Raw genomic sequence first — 26,960 nt, forward strand, 5'->3', positions numbered from 1 at the left:
CCCATCGCCAGCAGGCTGGCTCCCACATTTTGTTCTGCGAGCACAGTTCAAATGTGGGAGCCAGCCTGCTGGCGAATAGGCCCTTACAGACGCTAGAGAATTACAGGCCCTCCAACTCCGCCATCAAGTCATTCAACCGATCAACCTTGTCCTCGGTGATATCACTCGCCGCCAACCCGTCGATGTACTCAGCCAACTCCTCCACCGTGCTGCACTCGAACATCGCCCGCAGCGGCACGTCCCGTTGCAGGGCTTTCTGCACCCGCGACGCAATCTGCGTCGCCAGCAGCGAGTGCCCGCCCAACTCGAAGAAGTTGTCGCGCACACCGACCTTTTCGACCTTCAACACCTCGGCCCAGATACCCGCCAACGTCTGCTCCAGCTCATTGCGCGGCGCCTGATAATCCTGGCTCTGCAACTGGCCGAAATCCAGCGCCGGCAGTGCCTTGCGGTCCAGTTTGCCGTTGGCATTGAGCGGCATCCGCTCCAGCCACAACCAGTGCAGCGGCACCATGTATTCCGGCAGCTCGGCGCGCAGGCGTTGCTTGATACGTTCCAGGCGTTCAGTCGGATTAAGTGACGAATCAGTCGCGACCAAATAGCCGACCAGATGCTTGCCGTTCACGCCTTCCTGCACACCAACCGCCGCTTCGCGCACTTCCGGCTGCTCATGCAGACGCGCTTCGATTTCACCCAGTTCGATGCGGTAGCCGCGAATTTTCACCTGATGGTCGATGCGCCCAACGTACTCCAGCACGCCGTCACTGCGACGACGGGCAAGGTCGCCGGTGCGATACAAACGATCGCCCGGCGCGCCAAACGGATTCGGCACAAACACCTGCGCCGTACGCAGCGGATCGCTGACATAACCGCGCCCGACACCGGTGCCGGCCACGCACAGTTCGCCCACCGCACCCAACGGCACCAGGTCCAGCGCGCCATCGAGCAGGTACAAACGGTTGTTGTCGGTCGGCGTGCCAATCGGCAAGTAACTGCCGCGAGTCGACGCCATGTCGACACGGAAGAACGCCACGTCGTCCGAACATTCCGCTGGACCGTAAGCATTCACCAGCCCGATGTCCGGGTAGCGCAGCAACCATTGATGGGCGAGTTCCGGCGGCATCGCTTCACCGGTCGGCAGCATCCAGCGCAGGCCGTCGAGGCTCATGCGTTCCTGGGCGAGCATGCCCTGAATCAGCGACGGCACGCTTTCCAGCACGGTGATGCCCTGGGCCGATACATGCGCCAGCAAGCCTTGCGGATCGTGGGCGATGGTGTTCGGCACGATGTCCACCCGTGCACCGAACAACGGTGCGGCAAGGAACTGCCAGACCGAAATGTCGAAGCTTTGCGAAGCGGTCTGCGCGATCACATCGGCAGCGCTGAGGTTCAGGTACGGCAGCTTGCTCAATTGGTTGTTGAGCATACCGCGCTGCTCGACCATCACACCTTTGGGCAAGCCAGTCGAACCCGAGGTGTAGATCACGTAGGCAAGGTTGTCCGGGCCGCTGTAGATGCCCGGATTCGCCACCGAAACTTGGCTCGCCTGCACCTCTTCCCACACCAGCAACCGTGGCCGATTGGCGCAACCGAATTCCTCCAGCAACGCCACCGCCTGTTCGCGACAGGCCTGGGTGCAGACCAGCAACGGCGTGCGGCTCAGGTCGATGATCCGGCTCAGGCGCTGACTTGGCAGCCCCGGATCCAGCGGCAGATAACCCGCACCGGCCTTGAAGCTGCCGATGATCATTCCGAGCAGATCGAGGTTACGTTCGGCCAGCAACGCCACCGGCTGATCCAGCCCGACACCGGCCGCGATCAACGCATGGCCGAGACGGTTGCTGCGCTGGTTCAGTTCGGCGTAGCTGTGTTGCTGATCGAGGCAACTGGCGGCGATCCGTTGCGGATGCTGCGCAACCTGCGCTTCAAACAACGCAACGTAGCTCTGCTCCAACGGGTAATCGTGTTCGCTCTGGTTGCAGCCGTGGATCAGGAAATCCTGTTCCTCGGCACCCAGCAGCGGCAAGTCCGCCATGTCGCCATGGAAACCTTCGACCAGTGCCAGCAACAGGCGCTTGAACTCACCGAGCATCCGCTCAACGGTCGACTCATCGAAATAACGCTGGTCGTAAGACAGGTGCAAACCCAGGTCATCACCCGGATAGCACACCGCCGTCAGCGGGAAGTTGGTGTGGGTGCGGCCCGAATCCGAGGTCGCGTTGAGGCTCTGCGCACGGTCCAGTACCGAGACTTCCACCGGCGCGTTTTCAAACACGAACAGGCTGTCGAACAGCGGTTGGCCCTTCGGCAATTCGCTGTTTTCCTGAATGCTCACCAGCGGCAGGTATTCGTACTCGCGCAGTTGCATGTTGCTGTCGAGCAAGCCGCTCAGCCACCGGCGAACACTGCAACGCTGGTCGTCTTCCGGCATCTTCACCCGCAGCGCGATGCTGTTGATGAACAGCCCGACGGTGCGTTGCATCTCCGGCATTTCCACCGGGCGCCCGGCCACCGTGACGCCGAACAGCACGTCACGATCACCGCTCAAGCGCCGCAGCACCAGGGCCCACGCCGCTTGGGCAAAGGTGTTGATGGTCAACTGATGGGCCTGCGCCAGTTCACGCAGTTGCGCACCGTCGCGGGCATCGAGTCGGGTGTAGCGGTCGCCGACGATCATGCCGCCGCTGTCGCCGGCATGTTCACGCAGGAACGGCCGGTCGCTCGGGATCGGCGTGGTCCGTTCGAAGCCTTGCAGGTTGGTTTTCCACCACTGCCGCGCCTCGGCCAGGCTCTGGCGTTGCAGCCAGCCGATGTAGTCGCGGTAGCGCGGCGGCACAGCCAGTTGGGCTTCGCGACCTTCACCCAACGCGGTGTAGATTTCGAAGAAATCGTTCATCAGCAACGAGCGGCACCAGGCATCGATGAGGATGTGGTGGTTGCTCATCATGAACCAGTAGCGCGCTTCGCCAACCTTGATCAAACGCAGGTGGAACGGTGCCTGATTAAGCAGATCGAACCCGGCTTCACGCTCGCTTTTCAGCAACGCCTGCAACTTCGGTTCTTGCTCCGCCTCGGCGATTGCCGTCCAGTCGAGGGACTCGATCGGCGTGCTGCCCGGCTTGTGGATAACCTGCAGCATGTCTTCGCCAACGTTCCAGCAGAACGATGCACGCAAGGCTTCGTGACGGGCGATCACCGCTTGCCAGGCCTCGGCAAAACGTTGCGGATCGAGCGCGCTGTTGATGCGGTAGCGGTCCTGCATGTAATAGAGGCCGGTGCCCGGTTCGAGCAAGGTGTGCAGCAGCATGCCTTCCTGCATCGGGGTCAGCGGGTAGACGTCTTCGATGGCGGCGGCCGGAATCGGCAGTGCGTCGAGTTGCGGCTGGGTCAGCTTCGCCAGCGGGAAGTCCGACGGCGTCAGGCCGCCCGCCTCATCACGCAGGCAATGCACGATCAGGCTCTGCAATTCGCCGAGGTAGGCGTCCGCCAGTTCACTGATGGTTTGCGGATCGTGGCGCTCGGCGCTGAAGGTCCAGCGCAGCACCAATTCGCCGCCGTAGACCTGACTGTCAATGCTCAGCTCGTTGGGCAGCGGCGCTTTCGGATCGTGGGCGGCACCGACCGGCTCATCCAGTGGACGGAACAACGCGTCCGCGCCAAAGCTCTGGTCGAACTGGCCGAGGTAGTTGAAGGTGATCGGCGCCACCGGCAACGCGGTCATGGCTTCGCGGCACAGCTCGTCGGCAAGATAACGCAACACGCCATAGCCCAGACCCTTGTGCGGCACGCCGCGCAGTTGTTCCTTGATCGCCTTGATCGAGGCGCCCTGGCCGGCGGCTCCTTCGATGTTCTGCGGGGTCAGGCGCAGCGGGTAGGCGCTGGTGAACCAGCCAACGGTGCGGGTCAGGTCGATCTCGTCGAACAGCGCCTCGCGACCGTGGCCTTCAAGTTGGATCAGCGCCGATTCATTCCCGCTCCAGCGGCACAGTACGCGGGCCAATGCCGTCAGCAACAGGTCGTTGACCTGGGTGCGATAGGCGCTCGGTGCCTGTTGCAGCAACTGGCGAGTGAACTCGCTGTCGAGGCGTACGCTGACGGTTTGCGCATGACGATTCTGCCGGCCGCCCTCAGGGCGATCACACGGCAATCCGACGCTCGGTCCGGCCAGGTGCGACTGCCACCAGCTCAGCTCTTCACGCAGGGATTCGCTGCCGGCATATGCCTGCAAGCGGGCCGCCCAGTCCTTGAAGGCGCTGGTTTTCGCCGGCAGTTTCACCGACTGCCCAGCCGCCAGTTGGCGATACACCGTTTGCAGATCGTCCAGCAATACACGCCAGGAAACGCCGTCCACCACCAAGTGATGGATCGCGAAGAACAGCCGTTGCTGGCCCTCGGGACCATCGACCAGCAGCACCCGCATCAACGGCCCCTGTTCGAGGTCGAGGCTGCGCTGGGCATCGGCAAACAAAGCCGCGCATTTATCCATCGCCGACACCTGCACTTGCCACAACACGGGAGCGTCTCCCACCTTCTGGTGCGCCGCCGTCCATGCGCCGCTCGCCTCGGTGAAGCGCAGGCGCAAGGCGTCGTGCTGCTCGATCACCGCCAGCAGCGCTTGCTCCAGGCGATGAGGTTCCAGCGCAACGGTCGGCTCCAGCAACAACGCCTGGTTCCAGTGCTGACGCTCGGGCATGTCGGTGTCGAAGAACCAGTGCTGGATCGGGGTCAGACGCGATTCGCCGGTGAGCAAACCCTGCTCGGCTGTAACCTGCTCGGTGCGGCTGGCCACGGCGGCGAGTGTTTGAACAGTCTGGTGCTGGAACAGGTCACGCGGGCTGAAGTGAATGTCCTGCTGCCGCGCGCGGCTGACCACCTGGATCGACAGAATCGAGTCGCCACCCAGTTCGAAGAAGTTGTCGTTGAGGCCGACCTGCGCGACGTTCAGCACTTCGCACCAGATCTGCGCCAACGTCAGTTCCAGCTCGTTGCTTGGCGCCACATAGTCCTGACGATTCAGTTCCGGGTCCGGCGCCGGCAATGCACGACGGTCGAGTTTGCCGTTGGCAGTCAGCGGCATGCTCGCCAGCAGGATCAGGTGCGTCGGCACCATGTATTCCGGCAGTTGCGATTTCAGGTGAGCCTTGAGGGCTTCGCGCAGCTCGGCTTGTTGCGCTTCGTCCTGCTCAGCCACTTCGGTGACCAGATAGCCGACCAGTTGTTTACCGCTCGGGGCGTCCAGCGCCAGCACCACCGCTTCACGGATCGAATCATGGTCCAGCAGGCGGGTTTCGATCTCGCCCAGTTCGATGCGAAAACCGCGAATTTTCACTTGATGGTCGATGCGGCCGAGGTATTCCACCAGACCGTCGGCGCGCTGCCGCACCAGGTCGCCGGTGCGATAAATCCGCCAGCCATCGGCCACGAACGGGTTGGCCACGAAGCGTTCCGCCGTGATGCCCGGACGGTCGTGATAACCCTGGGCCAGACCGGCACCGCCAACGTACAACTCACCAGTCGCGCCTTGCGGCACCAGTGCCAGATCGGCATCGAGAATGTAGGCCACGCGAGCACCGATCACGCTGCCGATCGGCACACTGCCCAACCCTTCTTCAAGCTGCTGCGGTGCAAGACTGGCCAACGGCATGACCACCGTTTCGGTCGGGCCGTAGGCGTTGAAGAACAGGCTCGGTTTGAACGCTGCGCGAATGCGCTGCAAGTGCTCGCCGGTCAGGGCTTCGCCGCCGGTGATGCACATGCGCACCGGCAAGGTTTCGCCCTGAGTCGCCAGCCACTGCGCCAGTTGGCTGCCATAGCTTGGGGTGAAGCCGAGGATGTTGATGTTGTGGCGACGGATCAATCCGCAGATTTCTTCTGCGTCCCACTGCCCTTGAGCACGCAAGACCACTTGCGCACCGCTCAACAACGGCACCAGTAGACGCTCGGTCGCGGCGTCGAAGTTGATCGAATAGAAGTGCAGTTCGCAGTCGTCCGCACGCATGCCAAAGCGTTCGATTACCGCTTGGCAGTGCATGGCAATTTCACCGTGGGACACCACCACGCCTTTCGGCTTGCCGGTGGAACCGGAGGTGTAAATCAGGTACGCCTGATGCTGCGGCAGGCTGATGAAAGGCAGCTCGGTGGCCGGGTAGTTGGCCAATTCGGCAGCGTCATCTTCGAGGCACCAGCGACTTACGGTTGTCGGCAGATCACCCAGGGCTTGGAACATCGCCGCATCGCTGAGCAGCAAACCGATGCCGCTGTCTTCGATCATGTAATGCAGGCGATCGAGCGGGTATTCCGGATCGAGCGGCACATAAGCGCCACCCGCCTTGAGGATCGCCAGCAGGCCGATGACCATTTCCAGCGACCGCTCAAGTGCCAGACCGACGCGAACCTGCGGCCCGACACCCCGTTCGCGCAGCATCCAGGCCAGGCGATTGGCGCGGCTGTCGAGTTCGGCGTAGCTCAGGGTTTGCCCGGCGAACGTCAGCGCCGGCGCATCCTTGCGCACCAGCGCCTGTTCGCTGAACAGGTGATGAATGCACTGATCCAGTCGATGTTCACCCGGTTCGATGCCCAGGCTGTCGAGCAGTTTTTGCTGTTCCGTAGTTTCGAGCAACGGCAGTTCACTGAGGCGCTGTTGCGGATCGGCCAGCAACGCTTCCAGCAGATTGCGCCAGTGCCCGGCCATGCGCGAAATGCGCGGTTCATCGAACAGGTCGGTGCTGTAAGTCAGGCAGCAACCCAACCGATGATCGAGGTCGGTCACTTCCAGGTTGAGGTCGAATTTGGTCGCTCGCGCATCGTTCGCCAGGTACTCGACCGTCATGCCGGCCAGCGTGCGGCTCTGCTGGAATTCCCAGCGCTGCACGTTGCACATCACCTGGAACAGCGGGTTGTACGCAGCGCTGCGCGGAGGCTGCAACGCTTCAACCAAATGATCGAACGGCAGGTCCTGATGGGACTGGCCTTCGATCACGGTGTGGCGCACCTGCTCGAACAGTTCGCCAACGGACATCTGCCCGTCGAGCTGGCAACGCAGCACTTGGGTGTTGAGGAACGCACCGATCAGCCCTTCGCTTTCCGGGCGAATGCGGTTGGCCACCGGCGCGCCGATGCGCAGGTCGGTCTGGCCGCTGTAGCGGTAAAGCAGCACGGCCAGCGCGGCGGTCATGGTCATGAACAGGGTCAGGCCGTTTTGCGCGTTGAAGGCGCGGACCCGTGCCGCGAGATCATCGCTCAGGTCGAAACGGAACAGCTCGCCCTGATGGCTTTGCACCGCAGGACGCGGGCGGTCGGCGGGCAATTCCAGCAGCGGATGTTCGCGCCCCAGTTGCGCGGTCCAATAATCGAGCTGACGCTGGCGTTCGCCGGATTCCAGCCACTGACGCTGCCAGACGCTGTAATCCAGGTATTGCACCGGCAGCGGCGCCAGTGGCGATTCGCGGTCATCGACGAACGCTTCGTAAAGCGCACTGAGTTCCCGGGCGAAAATGTCCATCGCCCAGCCTTCGGTGACGATGTGGTGCAGGGTCAGCACCAGGTAATGTTCCTGCTCGGCGGCCTTGACCAGGCAGGCGCGCAGCAGCGGTCCGGTTTCCAGATCGAAGGGTTGATGCGCTTCGCTGTCGGCCAGTGCCTGCACCCGCTGTTCGCGCAAGTCGGCGTCCAGCGCGGAAAAATCCTTCCAGTCCATGCGCATCCCGGTTTCCGGGTGCACGCGCTGTTGCGCCACGCCGTCGATGCTCGGGAACGTGGTGCGCAAGGTTTCGTGACGCTTGATCAGCGCTTGCAACGCCGTCTCGAAGCGCCCGATGTCCAGCACCCCGCGCAACCGCGCCATGCCGCCGACGTTGTAGGCCGGGCTGTCCGGCTCCATCTGCCAGAGGAACCACATACGCTGCTGGGAATAGGACAGCGGCACCGGTTGGCTGCGGTCGACCTTTTCAATCGGCGGTTGTTTGTTGGTGTTGCCGCTGGCCTGAATCTGTTGAACCTGCCGGGAGAATGCCCCCAGCTCACTGTTTTCGAACAACGCGCGCAGCGGCAATTCGACGTCGCAGGCCTGACGGGTGCGGGAGATGATTTGCGTGGCCAGCAGCGAATGGCCGCCGAGGGCGAAGAAATCATCGCGCAGACCGATCTGCTTCAAGCCCAGCACTTCACGCCAGATCGCGGCGATCTGCTGCTCAAGTTCAGTGACCGGCTCGACGTGTTCGCGCACCTGCCATTGCGGTTCCGGCAAGGCACGACGGTCGAGTTTGCCGCTTGGGCTGAGGGGCATTTCGTCAAGGCGCATCAGCTGCGCCGGGACCATGTACTCCGGCAGCTCGGCCGCCAGCGCGGCTTTCAGGCGAGCGGTTTGAGTGTCTTCGGATTCACTGGTTTCGATGGCCGTGTAGTAACCGATCAACTGCCCGCCAGCGGCGGTTTCGCGCACCAACACCACGGCTTGCGCGACACCGTCCTGCGCCAGCAGACGTGCTTCGATTTCTTCCGGTTCGACGCGGAAGCCGCGCAGTTTGACCTGCTGATCGAGACGGCCGAGGTATTCGATCACGCCATCGGCGGTCCAACGTGCACGGTCGCCGGTGCGATACAGACGTGCGCCCTGCTCGCCCAACGGGTCAACGACAAAACGTTCGGCGGTCAGAGCCGGACGCCCCAGATACCCCCGGGCCAGGCCGATGCCGCTGATGCACAACTCACCAGGCACACCGGCCGGCACAGGGTTGAGCTCGCTGTCGAGCACCCGGCAGATCACGTTGCCCAACGGACGGCCAATCGGCGAGCGCTCGCCATCGGCCGTGCTGCAATGCCAATGAGTGACGTTGATCGCGGTTTCAGTCGGACCGTAACGGTTGTGCAGTTGCACGGCCGGCAGCTGCGCCAGCACGCGGTTGCGCAGCTCCACCGGCAAGGCTTCGCCGCCCGAGAACACACGACGCAGGCTGGTGCATTCGGCGGTGAGCGGCTCGTCGATGAACAACGAAAGCAGCGGCGGCACAAAGTGCAGCGTGGTCACCCCGTATTGCTGAACCAGTTGGGCAATGCGGTGCGGATCGCGGTGCTCACCGGGCCCGGCAATCAGCAAACGCGCCCCGGTGATCAGCGGCCAGAAGCATTCCCACACCGACACGTCAAAACTGATCGGCGCCTTTTGCATCAGCACGTCGGTGTCGTTCAGGCGATAAGTGTTCTGCATCCATTGCAGACGCTCGGCGAGCGCCGCGTGGGTGTTGCCGACGCCCTTCGGCTGGCCGGTGGAGCCAGAGGTGTAAATCACGTAAGCGAGGTTGTCGCCGTGCAGATGCAGGCCCGGCGCTTGGCTCGGCCAGTTCTCCAGGTGCAGTGCATCCATGGCAATCACGCTGACGCCATCGGTGGCCGGCAGCCGGTCGAGCAATTCGGTTTGGGTCAGCAGCAATTCGACGCCGCTGTCGCCGAGCATGTACGCCAGGCGCTCGGCCGGGTAATCCGGGTCCAGCGGCACGTAGGCACCACCGGCCTTGATGATCGCCAACAGGCCGATCAACAGTTGCGGCGAACGCTCGGCGGCGATGGCCACGCAAACGTCCGGGCCGACGCCTTTGTCGCGCAGGTAATGCGCAAGGCGGTTGGCCTGGGCGTGCAGTTCGGCGAAGCCCAGGCTGCCGCCGTCCCACATCAGCGCGTTGCGCTCCGGGGTCAGGCGTGCCTGTTCGTTCAGCAGTTCCGGCAGCCATTGGCTGGCCGGTGTGCACGGTGCGACGCTCCACGAGGCTTGCTGATCGTGCTCGCTTGCGGTCAACAGTTGCAGGTCGCCGACGGTGGTGGCCGGCTGCTCGCAAATGGCCCGCAGCAGGTTGCTGAAATGCTCGGCCAGACGCTCGATGGTAGTGGCGTCAAACAGCTCGCTGGCATAGTCGAACGACAGACTCAGGCGACCGTTACGGTCTTCCTCGCTGTGCAATTGCAAATCGAACTTGGCTTCGCGGCTGTGCCACGGCAGTTCTTCGGCGAGCAACCCGGGCAAGCGACGCAGTGCGCTCAGGTCCCGTTGCTGATGGTTGAACATGACCTGGAACAAGCCTTGTTCGCGAGCCTGCGGGAACGCTTCCAGCAGTTGCTCGAACGGCAGGTCCTGATGCGCCTGGGCGCCCAAGGCCGCCTGGCGGGTTTGCGCCAACAGTTCAACAAACGGCAACCGCGAATCCACCTCGGCACGCAGCACCTGAGTGTTGATGAAGAAGCCGATCAGGCCCTGGGTTTCCAGGCGCGGACGGTTGGCGTTCGGCACGCCGATGCGAATGTCGGTTTGGCCGCTGTAACGGTGCAACAGGCTCTGGAACGCCGCGAGCAACAGCATGAATGAGGTGGCGTCATGGGCCTGGGCAATCTGGCGAATCGCTTCGCTGAGGGGCGCAGCCAAACGCACGGTGTGGCGCGCGGCGCTGTGACGGTGTTGCGCCGAACGCGGGTGATCGGTGGCCAGGCTCAGGGTCGGATGTTCCTCGCCCAACTGCGTTTTCCAGTAGGCCAGTTGCCGCTCGCCCTCGCCTTGCGCCAGCCATTGACGCTGCCAGCTGCCGTAGTCGGCGTACTGGGTCGGCAATGGCGCGAGCGATGCCGTTTGCCCTTGGGACGCAGCGGCATACAGGCGCGAAAACTCGTCGATCAGCACGTTCAGCGACCAACCATCGGCGATGATGTGGTGCAGCGTCACCAGCAACTGGTGATCCTCGTCATCGAGGCGCACCAGCGTCACCCACAGCAGCGGACCTTTCTCCAGATCGAACTGAGTGCGCGCTTCATCCTCGCGGATTTGCTGCGCGCGAGCTTCACGCTCGGCGACGGGCAAATCGCTGATGTCGATCCGTTGCAGGTTGAATTCGCCAGCGGCAATGACCTGTTGCAGCGCCACGCCGTCACGCTCGAAGAAGCGCGTGCGCAGGGATTCGTGGCGCTCGATCAGTTGCTGGAAGCTGGCGCGCAGGGCGTCTTCATCCAGCTCGCCACGCAAACGCAAGGCGCCGGGAATGTTGTAGGCGCTGCTTTGCGGGTCGAGCTGCCAGGTAATCCACAAACGGTTTTGCGCAAGGGATTGCGGCATCGCTTCGCTGCGCGAGAGTGTGCTGATCGCGCCTTGGGCCAGGCCGCCGTCCTGTTGTTGCTGTGCGACCACAGCGGTAAATGCACCGAGGGTCGGCGCTTCGAACAACAGGCGCAGGTTCAGCTCCAGACCCAGCTCTTCACGCAAACGCGCAACTACCTGAGTGGCGGCAATGGAGTTGCCGCCGAGCAGGAAGAAGTGGTCATCGGCGCTGATCTGTTTCACCTGCAACTGCTCGGCCCAGATCTGGCCGATCAGGCTTTGCAGCTCGGAATCCGACTCGGTTTTTGTCTGGTTGTCAGGGGCCGCCGACGGGAACACCGCGTAGCTGTCGAGGCTGCCATCCGCCAGGCGATTGCGGCACGCCGAACGTTGCAGTTTGCCGCTGGAGGTTTTCGGCAATGCGCCCGGATTGAGCAACACCACCACGCTCGGTGCTTCCTGATACGCCTCGGCCACCGCCTGGCGGATGGCTTTGATCAGAGCCTCGGGCGGCAGGATTTTCTGCACGCTGCGGCTGATTTCCGCGGCGATGCCGATGCCTTCCTGACCGTCGATATTCACGGCGAACGCGGCGACGCGACCTTTGCGCACCACTTCCACTTCACGCTCGATGGTCTGCTCGATGTCCTGCGGGTACAGGTTGTGACCGCGAACGATCAGCATGTCTTTCAGGCGACCGGTGATGAACAGCTCGCCGTTGCGCATGAAACCCAGGTCGCCGGTGCGCAGCCAGGTTTTGCCGTCGTGTTGAACGAAGGTCTTGGCGCTGGCCTCGGGGTTGCGCCAGTAGCCATGGGCGATGCTCGGCCCGGTGGCCCAGACTTCGCCGACTGCGTTGTCGGCCAGTTCGGTCAGCGCCAATGGGTCGATAATCAGCACCGCGTGATCCGGCTGGCTGCTGCCGCAACTCATGATCGCGCTGCCTTCACCCGCTTCGGCACGGTTTTGCGCCAACGCCTGATCATCCACGCGCAGGTTGCCGATGCCTTGACCACGGGGTGTGCCGGCGACGAACAGCGTGGCCTCGGCCAAGCCGTAAGACGCCATGAAACTGTCCGGGGTGAAACCGCAAGTCGCGAACTTCTCGGCGAAACGGTCGAGGGTGTCGAGGCGAATCGGTTCGGAACCGGAATACGCCACGCGCCAGCCGCTGAGGTCGAGGCGTTCCAGCGCCGATTCACTGACACGTTCGCTGCACAGACGGTAGGCAAAATCCGGCCCACCGCTGATGGTGCCGCCGTACTCGCTGATCGCTTCGAGCCAGCGCAGCGGCCGACCGAGGAAGTACGCCGGCGACATCAACACGCACGGCACGCCGCTGAAAATCGGCTGCAACAGACCGCCAATCAAACCCATGTCGTGGTACAGCGGCAGCCAGCTGACGATCACGTCGTCAGGGTTCAGGTCGATGCCGAAACCGTGACGAATCAGCAACTCATTGGCGACCAGGTTGCCATGGCTGACTTGCACGCCTTTCGGCAGCGCGGTGGAGCCCGAGGTGTATTGCAGGAAGGCAATGTGGTCGCCTTCGAGATTCGGTTCAGTCCACTTCGCGGCCAGTGCACCGTCGAGGGTGTCGACGCACAGCAGCGGCGGCGCGCCTTCGATTTGCAGCAACGCATCACGCAGGCCGGCACTGGTCAGCAGCAGGCGCGGTTCGGCGGCGCTGATGATCGACAACAGGCGCTCCTGATGATGACGCTTGGCCGACTCCGGCGGATAAGCCGGCACCGCGATCACACCCGCATACAGGCAACCAAAAAACGCCGCGACGTAGTCCGGACCGCTGGGAAACAGCAGCACCGCGCGATCACCAAAGTCAGTTTCGGCCTGCAACGCGCCGGCAATGGTGCGCGCCCGCTGATCCAGTTCGCGATAACTGAGCACCACCGTCTGATCCGGGGTTTCGGCGAGAAAACGCAAGGCCACCCGATCCGGCGTCAGGGCCGCGCGGCGCTGAAGGGCTTGGACCAGTGTGCCAGGTATTTTGAACGCGTCGGTCATGAGGTTTCCTGCCTGAATTCGGCTTGCAAGTGGAATCGGTTTTCTGCTTTCACGCCCAATCAGGGGCATGCAGGACGCGGTCTTCGCCGACCACGCGAGGCATTGGGAATGCTGTTTTGGCCGGGGCTTGCGCCCGGAGCCATTCACCAATGAGAACGGATGACGTCTTGAAATAATTAGTCGGCAGGCTTGATCGCCAACGGGGGCTGAGTGCGGCAGCGTGTCGCAGTTCTCACTGCGAACCTTAGAGAAGGATTAGTTCTCTTTCTCAATTGACAATCATTATCATTCAGAATAATTTGTCGCTCGATGTGTAGGACGGCTCCGATATACCCGTCGTCCCACGACCCCATTTGCAGCAAGGTGATTTCCATGACGGAACAAGTATCCACAAGCAGGTGCGATTCACCGCTACTTCAGGCATTCGTGGACAATCGACTGATTCTGGTCAAGATTGCCGCCCGTATTACCGGCTGCCGATCCCGTGCCGAAGATGTGGTTCAGGATGCGTTCTTCCGCCTGCAATCGGCGCCGCAGATCACCTCCTCGATCAAGGCTCAGCTCAGTTACCTGTTCCAGATCGTGCGTAACCTGGCGATCGACCACTACCGCAAACAGGCGTTGGAGCAGAAGTATTCGGGGCCTGAAGAAGAAGGGCTGAACGTGGTGATTCAAGGCGCTTCGCCGGAAACCTCGCACATCAATTTTTCGACCCTGGAAAACATCGCCGACGCGCTGACGGAGCTGCCGAGCCGCACCCGTTACGCCTTCGAGATGTACCGCCTGCACGGCGTGCCGCAAAAGGACATCGCAAAGGAACTGGGTGTTTCGCCGACCCTGGTGAACTTCATGATTCGCGACGCGCTGGTGCATTGCCGCAAGGTGTCGGGCAGTCGCGCAGATACTTTCTCCCGCCGTTAAAAGCTTCGCGGGCAAGCCTCGCTCCTACAGGTGAGTGTCGTTTTGGCGAGCGACACGGACCTGTAGGAGCGAGGCTTGCCCGCGAAGGCGGACTCAAGACCGCTACGAATCTTGAACCCTACCCATCAAGCCAACCCACACCGCTCAAAAAACCGCTCCCGCCCCAACACCATCAACGCCGCACGCTTGTGCGGGAAGTCGAACTCCTTCTCGCAATGAAACCGCTGCCCCTGCATATACCCGATCATCTTCGCGTTGTCGGCTCGCGGCTCTGCAACCACCCGCTGGGTACGCGGATCATCGAGAAACAGATAATGCGTCAACGCCGATAACCAGCTCGCCACCTTGTGCGGACCGCGATGGTTTTCTTCGCCGACCAGCATGTGAATGCCACGGTCGTAATCATCGACATCGTAGAACGGCGCAATGCGGTCTTCCTTGGCCCAGTAGGCTTCGAAATAAGCAAACGGCTGATCATCGAAACAGCCGATCAACGTCACGGTGTGGAGGTCGGCGTCGAGTTTGCCCAGGTATTCGCGATGCTGTTCAAGGCTGCCCTCCTCCTGCCAGAAACTCGCCACCCGCGCACTGTTCTGCCAGCGATTGAAGCGCGCCAGGTCCAGGTCGATGTCCAGCGTACGCAGGGAAATCCACGCCCCCAGCCGCGCATCGAAACGTCGATAAACTTCACCGCGCGGTTTCACTGGGCGCAATGGATGACGCTTGCCAGCGCTGATCACCATTTGCTGCGGGTAGCTGCGGGTCAGCGACGTCCCCAGCCAAGGCTGCGGCAACTGCCAGAACAGTGTGCGCTCGCAGCGATACTGGCCGGCGAGTTCGGTCGCCACCAGCAAACCGCTGAGCAAGGCTTCGGCGGGAGCTTCATCGAGGTGCCAGGTCAGGCGCTGGCAAGCCGGGTCACGGGCAAACAGCCAATAACCGGCGGCCCACACGGCCTGAGTGTCGACGCGAGCCTCGACATGCACGTGCAACTCGGGCTCACGCGTCAGCCGCAAGGTAATCAGCGGTTGCGCGTCCAGGCTCAGGCTCAGGCGGTTTTCGGTTTCATCCGCGACAAGGCGGTTGCCTGTCGGCAAAGCCAGGGCAGTCAGGTCATTCAGATTGGGCATGGGGCGGGCTCACGATCATCGACAGTTCACTTAGGAACGTGAGCCAGGCTTGGAAATTTAGCGACGTCCACCGCAAATCTCAGAGTGACTTCAGCCAGATTTTGCTGATGATGTAATCATTCCCTACACCTCTTTCGGTATGACTGACGATCTTGAGGACCATTTGCGGCGAGTCCGCCGTAAACGAACCCTCCAGGCGGTTTACCGCTGATGTAACCTCAGTGGGTGGGACAATGACACCGGTATTGGATTCAAGTGAAAGCACTGGAATTGCGTACTTGTGTATCCAACGGCGCACGTCAACCCCGAAGGTATACATCTGCCCCTTCTCTAAAACATGGAAGCTCTTGCTTAGCAAAACGCCTGCAGATCGGTTGGTGGACGTATGGTTGAATAACCCATAGCGAACCCCAACCCCATCACCATCCGGCCCGACAATGAGATCACGAAGGTCAGCCGCAGCCTCTCCCCTCATCCAACCGTTCCAGTTATCTGTCCCGTCCGTCGCACTGAACGTTGTTACATCTTCGTAGCGCAACAGAACCTCAAGACTCAGCGGCGGAAACAAATCCGGGCAACTACATTCGCCGTCCTCCAGCTGCGCCTGAAAAACAAACGTAAGGTGACTGCGGTCAAGCAGGCCTTGAAAATGCTCCCAACTAATGTCTCGAGACCAACCTTTCACATATTCGTCTTCGGTTACAGGCTCCTTATCAACGATGAGCTGCATCATTGTCGAGCCATCCCGATTGTACCCGCAGACATGCAAAGTAGTCGGTTGGCCGACCTCAATAGACCACCAAGGCGCAACAGAAACAGTGCATCTGGATTCTTCATCGGACGTCGGTACAGTCAGACACTTGCCGACAGCCTGCACCACAAATGGAGTTGGAAGACGCGGAAGAGTATTCGATTCGTTATTTGACATGGCGGATGCCTTTTCGTAATGAGGCTTTCCCCCCATTAAAGGGTTCAGCACCGGAAAGTCATCTAACCGCAAGGCAATGAGATCGACTACTGTCACATTTGACAGTGTGATCCTCGAAAAAAGGAATCTACGACGAATGGGCGCCTGCTGCTTTCAAGGGGGTTGAAGCCTTATCGTCAATCCTGGGGAACCGGCACCACGGCGATCTTGTACGGGTCGAAGATCTTCAGCATCTGGCCGTTGTCCCGCAACCCTTGCAGCAACTTGCCGAAGGCAACGCCGCTGATGGGCGCTGTCGGACGGAGAATGGCGTAATGGTGATAGACCTGATCGATGCGTTCGGACACCAGCAGCTGATCAGCGACTTTATCGTTACGCAGCAGGTAATCGCTCAGGTAGGAGCGTGTCACCAGGGCAATGTCGGCGCGCCCGCGCAGCACCATCAGCAGGTTGCTGTCATGGGAATAGGTCAGCGTGGCGTTGTAGTTTTGCGCGAGGACCTTGGGGTCGGCATTGAAGTTGGCGAATTCGTAGTGATAGCCACTGAACAGCGCCAGACGCTTGCCGGCAAGATCGGCGAAATAGTTCTGCTGACGATTGGGAATCCGTTGCGCGACAAAAATCTCGGCATCTTCCAGACCCATGTCTACGCTGGTGTGGGGAATGTCCTTCCAGCCCCAGTTCGGGTTCTCGAAAATGGCCATGTCCACCCGGCTCTGCTTGAAGTCACCGAAGCGACGCGGAATGGATGTCGGCACGAGCACAAACTGGTAGTCGGTTTGCAGGGCATTAAGCGCCTCGACCAACTGCGGCAGCAGGCCAGTGTCGGCACCGGATTCCGGGCGTACGGTGTAGGGCGGAAAATGCGCGGCACCGACCCGCACCAGTTGCGCCGCCGGAGACGGTAATACCCAAAGCGCTGCAAGCGCCGCCAGAAAAAGCCGCGAGGCCGTCCGAATTGGCGAAGACATCAAAACAACCCACTCCCCAAAAAAGTACGCATCAATTCATTCAAGCTAGGCGGTTTCGGCCACTTAGCCAGTTTCCTGCGGTTCCGGGCAACACTATTGTTTTTCTTCGAGTACCAGAATCAACGCCTCATCGGCCAATTGATCGAGGTTCACGCTGCCATCCGGGCGATACCAGGTCGTGGTCCAGGACAGCGCACCGGTCAGAAAACGCCGGGTGATGAACACATCCCCGCGAATGAATCCCGCGTCCTTGGCCTCCCCCAGCACCTGCAGCCAGAGGTCTTCATAGATGTCGCGCAACGCCAACACCTTCGCTTGCCCGTCTTCGGACAGCGAACGCCATTCGTACACCAACACAGCCATGGCCTCGCCGCTGCCGCCCATGATCGACTGCAACTCACAGCGAATCAGCGCCAGTACCCGTTCGCGCACGTTTTCGGCTTCGGCGATCGCCGCACGCATCAACGCGGTGTTGTAGCGAATGGTTTCCTCCATCACTGCCCGCAGGATCTCGTCCTTGCTTTTGAAGTGATGAAAAATGCTGCCCGACTGAATGCCCACCGCGCCGGCCAGATCACGCACCGTGGTGCGCTCGTAGCCTTTGTTGCGGAACAGGTGAGCCGCCACTTGCAGCAGTTTGCCACGGGCGCTGTCAGGGTCGGTCAACTGGCCGTTGTCGACCAATTCGCGCATTACCCTCAGGGCTTTTTGCTCGTCCACCCGTTCTCTCCTACAGTCGTACTCACCGCTAAAACAGCGGGGTTGCGCGGGCAATTTAAGCTGACGAAGGCAACCAAGCAAGCGCTCGGGCAGAAGATATTTAAGTCGTTTACAAACCAAGCGCTTGCTTGGTAGTCTCGATACACGTCTGAGGGAGGTGGCTATGGAAAGGGCTGTGCCTGAAACTGTTCGCATCGGTTGCGCCAGCGCCTTCTGGGGCGACACCTCGACCGCCGCCGCGCAACTGGTGGAAGGCGGACGCCTGGATTACCTGGTGTTCGATTATCTGGCCGAGATCACGATGTCGATCATGGCCGGTGCGCGGATGAAAGATCCCCAGGCCGGCTACGCCAGCGACTTCATCGAGGTGCTCAGCCCGCTGCTCACGCAGCTCGCCGCACAGAACATCCGCGTCATCAGCAACGCCGGCGGCGTCAACCCGCAGGCCTGCGCCGCTGCCCTGCAAGCGGCCTGCGACAAGGCCGGCGTGGCGCTGAAAATCGCCGTGTTGCTGGGTGATGACCTGCAACCGCAGTTCAAACACCTGAGCACCCGCGGCCTTCACGAAATGTTCAGCGGCGCGCCCTTGCCGCCGATGTGCGTCTCCACCAACGCCTACCTCGGTGCGCCCGGCATTGTCGAAGCCTTGCGCCTGGGCGCGGACATCGTCATTACCGGGCGCGTGGTCGACAGCGCCGTGGTCAGCGCTGCACTGGTGCATGAATTCGGCTGGTCCTGGCACGACTACGACAAACTCGCGCAAGCCGCACTCGCCGGTCACATCATCGAATGCGGCGCCCAGTGCACCGGCGGCAACTTCACCGATTGGCGCGACGTGCCCGACTACGAACACATCGGTTTCCCCATCGTCGAAGTCAGCGCCGACAGCCAGTTCATCGTCAGCAAACCCGAAGGCTCCGGCGGCCTGGTCACGCCACTCACAGTCGGCGAGCAGATGCTCTATGAAATCGGCGACCCGCAGGCCTATCTGCTGCCCGATGTGATCTGCGATTTCACCCAGGTCAAACTTCAGCAACAAGGCAAGAACGCAGTTCAGGTACACGGCGCCAAAGGCTTGCCGCCCACCGATCAGTACAAGGTCAGCGCGACGTATCCGGACGGTTTCCGCTGCACCGCCAGTTGCCTGATCGCCGGGATCGATGCGGTGGACAAGGCGCGGCGCGTCAGTGAAGCGATCATCAGCAAGACCTCGGAAATCTTCAGCCAGCGCGGTTGGGCGCCCTACAGCGAAGTCAATATTGAACTGCTCGGCAGCGAGGCCACGTACGGTCCCCATGGCCAGCGTCAGGACAGCCGCGAAGTGGTGATCAAACTCGCCGTGCGCCACCCGGACAAACAGGCGCTGATCGTGTTCTCCCGGGAAATCGCCCAGGCCGCCACCGGCATGGCGCCGGGGTTGACCGGCATCGTCGGCGGACGGCCGACGGTGTATCCGCTGATCCGGCTGTTCTCGTTCCTCATCGACAAATCCGCCTGCACGCTGGACATTGATCTCAATGGTCAGCGTCATCCGTGCGCCCTGCCCGCCCTCGACGCGCTCACCACCGCGGACCTGCCGGTGCCGTACGACCCACCGAAACCCACCGGTCGCGCCGATGCCAGCGTGGCGCTGATCAAGCTTGCGGTCGCACGCTCGGGTGACAAGGGCAATCACAGCAACATCGGCGTCATGGCGCGCGAGCCGGAGTACCTGCCGTGGATCGCCGAAGCCCTGACCCCGGAAGTGATGGTCGACTGGATGAGTCATGTGCTCGACCCGGTTCACGGGCGCGTCGAGCGCTGGTACCTGCCCGCGACCCACAGCCTGAATTTCTTGCTGGAAAACGCCCTTGGCGGCGGTGGCGTGGCCAGTCTGCGGATCGATCCGCAAGGCAAAGCCTTCGCCCAACAACTGCTGGACATCCAGATTCCGGTGCCGCAGCGCATCGCCGACCAGGTCAACTAGAGGACTGCCACCGTGGCCTACGATTCGATTTTCAAAGCTGATCTGTTTGCCGGCCAAAACATCATCGTCACCGGTGGCGGCAGCGGCATCGGTCGCTGCACCGCCCATGAACTGGCGGCCCTCGGCGCCCATGTGCTGTTGATCGGGCGCAATGCCGACAAACTGAAATCCGTGGTTGCCGAGATTACCGAGGATGGCGGCAAGGCCGATTGGCAGACCTGCGATATTCGCGACGAAGAAGCGGTCAAGCATCTGGTCAGCGAACTGATCCGCAAGCACGGTCCGATCCACGGACTGGTCAACAATGCCGGCGGCCAATTTCCCTCACCACTGGCCTCGATCAACCAGAAGGGTTTCGAAACCGTGATGCGCACCAACCTGGTGGGCGGTTTCCTGATGGCGCGCGAAGTCTTCAACCAGTCCATGAGCCAACACGGCGGCGCCATCGTCAACATGCTCGCCGACATGTGGAACGGCATGCCCGGCATGGGCCACTCGGGCGCGGCGCGCTCAGGCATGGACAACCTGACCAAGACCGCTGCGTTCGAATGGGGTTACGCCGGGGTGCGGGTCAATGCAGTGGCGCCGGGCTGGATCGCCTCCAGCGGCATGGACACTTACGAAGGTGCGTTCAAAGCGGTGATTCCGACCTTGCGCGAGCACGTGCCGCTGAAACGCATCGGCACCGAATCGGAAGTCAGCGCCGCGATCGTCTTCCTGCTCAGTCCGGCCGCAGCGTTTGTCAGTGGCAGCACCTTGCGTATCGACGGCGCCGCCAGCCTTGGCGGTCGGGCGTGGCCGATCCACAAGGCCAAGATCAGTGAGTCGTACAACGGGTTCCACCGCGCGTACTTGCCGGACGTGCTCAAGGACAAGGAATAAGTCATGCCGGTGATTCAGTCGCAAGTCGACCCGTTCAGCGACCAGTTTGCCCAGAACCATGCAGCGATGCTGGCCGGGATCGAGCAAGTCCGTCAGCTCGAACAGAACCTGCTGAACAAAGCGGCCGAAGCCAAACCCAGGTTCGACAAGCGCGGGCAATTGCTGCCCCGCGAACGCCTCAATCTTCTGCTCGACCCCGGTGCGCCGTTCCTCGAACTGGCGAGCCTGGCCGGCTACAAATTGCATGACGACAAGGACGGCAGCTCAGCCGGCGGCGGTTTGATCGCCGGGATCGGTTACGTGTCTGGCGTGCGGGTTCTGGTCGTGGCGAACAACAGCGCGATCAAGGGCGGGACGATTTCCCCCAGCGGTTTGAAAAAGTCCCTGCGCCTGCAACAGATCGCCATGGAGAACAAACTGCCGGTGATCACCCTCGCCGAAAGCGGCGGCGCCAACCTCAATTACGCAGCGGAAATTTTCGTCGAAGGCGCGCGCAGTTTTGCCAATCAGGCGCGGATGTCGGCCATGGGGTTGCCGCAGATCACCGTGGTCCACGGTTCGGCCACGGCGGGCGGCGCTTATCAGCCAGGGCTCTCGGATTACACGGTAGTGGTGCGTGGCAAAGCCAAACTGTTTCTCGCCGGCCCACCGTTACTGAAAGCCGCGACCGGAGAAGTGGCGACCGACGAAGAACTGGGCGGTGCCGAGATGCACGCGCAAACTGCCGGCACCGCTGAATACCTGGCCGAGAACGATGCCGATGGCGTGCGCCTGGTGCGCGAGATTGTCAGCCTGTTGTCATGGAACGAGCAGCTGCAATGGTTGCCCGAACGGCAGTGGAAAGAACCCCTCTACCCTATCGACGAGCTGCTGGGACTGATCCCGGACGATCCGAAAAAGCCCTACGACGTGCGCGAAATCATTGCGCGGATTGCCGACGGCTCGAACTTCCTTGAGTTCAAGGGTGAGTTCGATCAGCAAACCATTTGCGGCCATTTGCACATTCAGGGGCGCGCCTGCGGATTCATTGGCAATAACGGCCCGATCACCCCCAAAGGGGCGAGTAAAGCCGCGCAATTCATCCAGCTCTGCGATCAGAGCCAGACGCCGCTGCTGTTCTTTCACAACACCACCGGGTTCATGGTCGGCACCGAGTCGGAACAGCAAGGCGTGATCAAGCACGGCGCGAAGATGATTCAGGCGGTGGCCAACGCCCGCATACCGAAACTGACCATCGTCGTCGGCGGTTCCTATGGCGCCGGCAACTACGCCATGTGCGGTCGCGGCCTCGACCCGCGCTTCATCTTTGCCTGGCCCAACAGCCGCACGGCGGTGATGGGCGGCGCGCAGGCCGGCAAGGTGCTGCGCATCGTCACCGAAGCCAAACAACTCAAGGACGGCCTGGCGCCCGACCCGAAAATGCTCGACATGCTGGAGCAGGTCACCGCACAGAAACTCGACAGCCAGTCCACCGCGCTTTATGGCAGCGCCAGTCTGTGGGACGACGGGCTCATCGATCCGCGGGACACCCGGACCCTGCTCGGTTACTTGCTGGACATCTGTCATGAGGCCGATGTGCGGCCGCTGCAAACCAACAGTTTTGGCGTAGCCCGGTTCTGAACCGGCCAGAGGAGAACAATAAAAATGATCTTCACCCAGGAACACGAAGCACTGCGCCGCACCGTTCGCCAATTCGTCGAAAACGAGATCAACCCGAACGTCGAGGCATGGGAAAAGGCCGGGCGCTTTCCCATCCACGAAATCTTCCGCAAGGCCGGTGACCTGGGCCTGCTGGGAATTTCCAAACCGGAAAAATTCGGCGGCATGGGGCTCGATTACAGCTATTCGATTGTCGCCGCCGAGGAGTTCGGCACCATTCATTGCGGCGGCATTCCGATGTCCATCGGTGTGCAGACCGACATGTGCACTCCAGCGCTGGCGCGTTTCGGTTCCGATGAACTGCGTGAAGAGTTTCTGCGCCCTGCCATTACCGGCGAACAGGTCGGTTGCATCGGCGTTTCCGAAGTCGGCGCCGGCTCCGACGTGGCCGGGTTGAAAACCACCGCCCGCAAGGACGGCGACGACTACGTGATCAACGGCAGCAAGATGTGGATCACCAACTCGCCAAGCGCCGATTTCATTTGTCTGCTGGCCAACACCTCGGACGACAAACCGCACATCAACAAGTCGCTGATCATGGTGCCGATGAACACGCCGGGGATCAGCCTCAGTTCGCACCTGGACAAGCTCGGCATGCGCAGTTCGGAAACCGCCCAGGTGTTTTTCGACAACGTGCGCGTGCCGCAACGCAACCGCATCGGCCATGAAGGCGCGGGCTTCATGATGCAAATGCTGCAGTTTCAGGAAGAACGCCTGTTCGGCGCGGCGAACATGATCAAGGGCCTGGAATACTGCATCGACAGCACCATTGAGTATTGCAAGGAACGTAAAACCTTCGGCAATGCGCTGATCGACAATCAGGTCATCCACTTTCGCCTCGCCGAATTGCAAACCGAAATCGAATGCCTGCGGGCACTGGTCTATCAGGCCACCGAGCAGTACATCAAAGGTCAGGACGTCACGCGTCTGGCGTCGATGGCCAAACTCAAGGCCGGGCGACTGGGCCGCGAAGTCAGCGACAGTTGCCTGCAATATTGGGGCGGCATGGGCTTCATGTGGGACAACCCCGTGGCCCGCGCTTACCGCGATGTGCGGCTGGTGTCGATTGGCGGCGGCGCCGACGAAATCATGCTGGGGATCATCTGCAAACTCATGGGCATCCTGCCGGGGAAAAAGAAATGAGCACCCTGCCGGATTGCCAGACGTTATTGCTCGAACCGCATAACGGCGTGCTGCACATCACCCTCAACCGCCCGGAAAGCCGCAACGCCATGAACATGCTGATGGTCGCCGAACTGCGTGCGGTGCTGTTGGCCGTGCGCGATGACCGTGCGATTCGGGCCCTGGTGATCGGCGGTGCCGGTGGACATTTCTGTGCCGGTGGCGACATCAAGGACATGGCCAACGCCCGTGCTCAAGGCGCGAACGCCTACCGTGATCTGAACCGTGTGTTCGGCGCGCTGCTGCAAGAGGTGCAACACGCGCCGCAAGTGGTGATCACCGTGTTGCAAGGCGCAGTGCTTGGCGGTGGTTTGGGTCTGGCCTGCGTCAGCGATGTCGCCCTGGCGGATCATCAGGCGCAATTCGGGCTGCCGGAAACCAGCCTCGGCGTGCTGCCCGCGCAGATCGCGCCGTTTGTGGTCCAGCGCATCGGCTTGACTCAGGCCCGGCGCCTGGCGCTGACGGCGGCGCGGTTCGACGGCAACCAGGCGCGGCGCATGGGGCTGGTGCATTTTGTCGAGCATGACGCGCAAGCCTTGGCCGAGCGTCTCGGTGAAGTTCTGGCCCACGTGCTGTGCTGCGCGCCGGGGGCCAATGCGACGACCAAAAAACTGTTGCTGGCGAGTGCAGGGCAACCGTCGGATGCGTTGCTGGATGAAGCGGCCGAGTGGTTCAGCGAAGCGGTGATCGGAGCGGAAGGGGTCGAGGGCACGATGGCTTTTGTGCAAAAACGCAAACCGGGATGGGCGCCTTAAAAGCTTCGCGGGCAAGCCTCGCTCCTACAAGGTTTTTGGTGCCCCCTGTAGGAGCGAGGCTTGCCCGCGAAGAGGCCATCACTTCCACCGCAAATACGAAGGGAATATCCCAATGCCCGCCCTGAAAAAAATACTGATCGCCAACCGCGGTGAAATCGCCTGCCGCATCCAGCGCACGGCCCAATCCTTGGGCTACCGCACCGTCGCCGTGTTCAGCGACGCAGATGCGGATGCCTTGCACGTACAAATCGCCGACGAAGCCGTCAACATCGGCCCGGCCCCGGTCCAGCAGTCGTACCTGAACATCCCGGCCATCCTCGACGCCGCCCGCCGCACCGGTGCCGATTCGATCCACCCCGGCTACGGCTTCCTCTCGGAAAATGCCGAATTCGCCCGCGCCTGCCAGCATGCCGGCCTTACTTTCATCGGCCCCAGCCCCGAAGCCATCGAACTGATGGGCAGCAAACGCCTGTCGAAACTCGCCATGCTCGACGCCAGTGTGCCCTGCATCAAAGGCTATCAAGGCACCGGGCAGGACGACGCAACCCTGAGCCTCGAAGCCGAACGCATCGGCTTTCCGCTGATGATCAAGGCCAGTGCCGGCGGTGGCGGGCGCGGCATGCGCCTGGTACACGATGCAGGGGATTTGCTCGCACAGATTCGCACCGCGCGCTCCGAGGCATTGAACGGGTTTGGCAGCGACGAACTGATCCTCGAACAAGCGCTGATCGATCCGCGTCACGTTGAGGTTCAGCTGTTCGGCGACCAACACGGCAACCTAATCTACCTCGGCGAACGCGACTGTTCGATCCAGCGCCGCCATCAGAAAGTCATCGAAGAAGCGCCCTGCCCGGTCATGACCGCCGAACTGCGCCAGGCCATGGGTGAAGCGGCGCTCAAGGCCGGTCGCGCGGTGAACTATGTGGGCGCTGGCACTGTGGAGTTTCTGCTGGACGCGCACGGGCAGTTCTACTTTCTGGAAATGAACACGCGGTTGCAGGTGGAACACCCGGTGACTGAATTGATCACCGGCCTCGATCTGGTGGCCTGGCAGTTGCACGTCGCCGAAGGGCTACCGCTGCCATTGCGCCAGGAACAGGTGCAACTCAACGGCCACGCCATGGAAGTGCGGCTGTATGCCGAAGACCCGACCCAAGGGTTCCTCCCGCAGACCGGGCGCATCACCACCTGGGAACCGGCCTTGCAGAGTGGAGCGCGGATCGACCATGGGTTGATCGAAGGTCAACACGTCAGCCCGTTCTATGACCCGATGCTGGGCAAGATCATCGCCCACGGCGCTACCCGTGAAGAAGCCCGGCGCAAGTTGCTGCGCGCGGTGCAAGACAGTGTGCTGCTGGGCTTGCCGAGCAATCAGCGCTTGCTTGCCAGCCTGCTGGAACATCCATGCTTCATCAGTGGCGAGTTCAGCACCGGGTTCATCCCGACGCATTTCGCCGACCATCCTTGTTTGCATCCGCATAACCCGAGTGCTGAAGAACTGGCGATTGCGGCGGCGCTGTTTTATCAGGCTTCGGCGCAGGTTCATCCCGCCGCGCTGGCCGGCTGGCGCAACAACGCCAGTGTGCCGCTGCACTATCGCATCGGCCTGGAGGATCGGGACTGGCCGGTGCAATTGAACGCGGTACCGGGCGAACCGTACCGGATTGAAGTCGCCGCACAGGCCTTCGAACTGAACGTCATCCAGTGTGATGGACGCTGGGCCACCCTGGACATCAACGGCATCCGCCAGCGTCATGCCTATCGTCTGGAGGCCGGACAGCTCTGGCTGTTCACCCGCCCCGGCAGCCTGCGTCTGGAGGATCGCACGCAAGCGCTGGTCAGCGGCCAGGCCAGCGTCAGCTCCGGCACGCTCAAGGCGCCAATGGACGGCGCAATTGTCGACGTGCTGGTCGCACAAGGCAGCCCGGTCAGTAAAGGCCAACTGCTGGTGGTGCTGGAAGCAATGAAAATGGAGCATCCGCTCAAGTCCGGCATCGACGGCGTGCTCAAACGCTTGCAGGTCAAGGTCGGCGATCAGGTAAAAAATCGTCAGATTTTGTTGGAGGTCGAATAAGCCGCTAGGCGGATCCGTCGGGTTTGGCTACGCTCAAGCCCTATCAGGATGCGGATACCGGGAACCCTTCAATGCCTCACTGGCTGGTGATCGATCTGGAAGCCACCACCGACGAAGGTGGCTGGCCAGTTACGGAAATGGAAATCATCGAAATTGGCGCCACGCTGGTGGACCGCCAAGGGCGTGAGCAGGACCATTTCCAGCGCTTCGTGCGACCGCTGCGACGCCCCCTGCTCACGCCGTTTTGTCGCGAGCTGACTCGCATCACCCAGGCCAATATCGACAGCGCACAGGCGCTGACCGAGGTCTGGCCGGTCTTCGAGCGCTGGCTCGGCCAACATCATTCACGGCTGGAAGGCTGGGCCAGTTGGGGCGATTACGATCGCAGGCAACTGCTTCAGGAGTGGGAGCGCTTGCAACTCGACAGCCAACTGAGTCGCGTGCCGCACATGAACCTCAAACAACGCTTTGCCAAGGCCCGACGGCTGGAACGCCCGCTGGGGCTCAACGGCGCCCTGCAACTGGCCGGCATGCAGTTCACCGGCCAGCAGCACCGGGCACTGGAAGATGCGCGCAATACAGCGCGTCTGTTACCGCTGATTCTCCCGCTCTAGAGAGGTGACGGCGCCAAGGGCCTTGTGCATACTGGCCGGCCCTTTTTAGCCCTTTTCGA

The 26,960-nt window shown here is 61.7% G+C and carries 13 protein-coding genes; 8 read left to right on the forward strand and 5 right to left on the reverse strand.

What is annotated here, in order from left to right:
• Positions 1–100: 100 nt before the first annotated feature.
• Positions 101–13,099, reverse strand: a complete 12,999-nt coding sequence (locus tag IB245_RS13670) for a non-ribosomal peptide synthetase (RefSeq protein ID WP_192227846.1) — start codon at positions 13,097–13,099, stop codon at positions 101–103.
• A 372-nt stretch (positions 13,100–13,471) separates the two neighbouring features.
• Here IB245_RS13670 and IB245_RS13675 point away from each other — a divergent pair, with 372 nt between their 5' ends.
• Positions 13,472–14,020 carry an RNA polymerase factor sigma-70 gene (locus IB245_RS13675; RefSeq protein ID WP_008030278.1) on the forward strand — a complete coding sequence of 183 codons (549 nt, stop codon included), beginning with the start codon at positions 13,472–13,474 and terminating at the stop codon, positions 14,018–14,020.
• A gap of 125 nt (positions 14,021–14,145) precedes the next feature.
• Here IB245_RS13675 and IB245_RS13680 read toward each other — a convergent pair whose 3' ends face one another.
• The 4 genes from IB245_RS13680 to IB245_RS13695 all read right to left on the reverse strand — a co-directional run bounded on the left by IB245_RS13680 (position 14,146) and on the right by IB245_RS13695 (position 17,769).
• A complete protein-coding gene (locus IB245_RS13680; protein WP_192227847.1) occupies positions 14,146–15,150 on the reverse strand; it encodes a GNAT family N-acetyltransferase in 1,005 nt (334 codons plus the stop codon).
• A gap of 79 nt (positions 15,151–15,229) precedes the next feature.
• A complete protein-coding gene (locus IB245_RS13685) occupies positions 15,230–16,078 on the reverse strand; it encodes a sugar-binding protein (protein ID WP_192227848.1) in 849 nt (282 codons plus the stop codon).
• Between the two features lie 176 nt (positions 16,079–16,254).
• Complete coding sequence (locus IB245_RS13690; protein WP_192227849.1) at positions 16,255–17,049, reverse strand: substrate-binding periplasmic protein; 795 nt, start codon at positions 17,047–17,049, stop codon at positions 16,255–16,257.
• Positions 17,050–17,142: 93 nt separating this feature from the next.
• Complete coding sequence (locus IB245_RS13695; RefSeq protein ID WP_008030281.1) at positions 17,143–17,769, reverse strand: TetR/AcrR family transcriptional regulator; 627 nt, start codon at positions 17,767–17,769, stop codon at positions 17,143–17,145.
• A 175-nt stretch (positions 17,770–17,944) separates the two neighbouring features.
• Between IB245_RS13695 and IB245_RS13700 the strand changes: the two genes are divergently transcribed.
• From IB245_RS13700 to IB245_RS13730, 7 genes are all read left to right on the forward strand, one after another.
• Positions 17,945–19,735, forward strand: coding sequence for an acyclic terpene utilization AtuA family protein (locus tag IB245_RS13700; RefSeq protein WP_192227850.1), 1,791 nt, complete (start codon positions 17,945–17,947; stop codon positions 19,733–19,735).
• A 12-nt stretch (positions 19,736–19,747) separates the two neighbouring features.
• Complete coding sequence (locus IB245_RS13705; RefSeq protein WP_008030284.1) at positions 19,748–20,617, forward strand: SDR family oxidoreductase; 870 nt, start codon at positions 19,748–19,750, stop codon at positions 20,615–20,617.
• A gap of 3 nt (positions 20,618–20,620) precedes the next feature.
• Positions 20,621–22,237 carry a geranyl-CoA carboxylase subunit beta gene (gene atuC / locus IB245_RS13710; RefSeq protein ID WP_192227851.1) on the forward strand — a complete coding sequence of 539 codons (1,617 nt, stop codon included), beginning with the start codon at positions 20,621–20,623 and terminating at the stop codon, positions 22,235–22,237.
• Between the two features lie 24 nt (positions 22,238–22,261).
• Entirely contained in the window at positions 22,262–23,419 is a 1,158-nt protein-coding gene (gene atuD / locus IB245_RS13715; RefSeq protein ID WP_192227852.1) for a citronellyl-CoA dehydrogenase, read from the forward strand.
• A complete protein-coding gene (locus IB245_RS13720; RefSeq protein ID WP_192227853.1) occupies positions 23,416–24,213 on the forward strand; it encodes an enoyl-CoA hydratase/isomerase family protein in 798 nt (265 codons plus the stop codon). The genes atuD and IB245_RS13720 overlap by 4 nt, the downstream gene beginning before the upstream one ends.
• Positions 24,214–24,325: 112 nt before the next feature.
• Positions 24,326–26,287 carry an acetyl/propionyl/methylcrotonyl-CoA carboxylase subunit alpha gene (locus tag IB245_RS13725; RefSeq protein WP_192227854.1) on the forward strand — a complete coding sequence of 654 codons (1,962 nt, stop codon included), beginning with the start codon at positions 24,326–24,328 and terminating at the stop codon, positions 26,285–26,287.
• 71 nt (positions 26,288–26,358) lie between these two features.
• Positions 26,359–26,901 (forward strand): exonuclease domain-containing protein, encoded by a 543-nt coding sequence (locus tag IB245_RS13730; RefSeq protein WP_008030291.1) that lies wholly within the window; start codon positions 26,359–26,361, stop codon positions 26,899–26,901.
• The last annotated feature ends 59 nt before the right edge of the window (positions 26,902–26,960 follow it).

It is taken from the genome of Pseudomonas sp. PDM02, assembly GCF_014852285.1.
Classification (GTDB): Bacteria; Pseudomonadota; Gammaproteobacteria; order Pseudomonadales; family Pseudomonadaceae; genus Aquipseudomonas; species Aquipseudomonas migulae.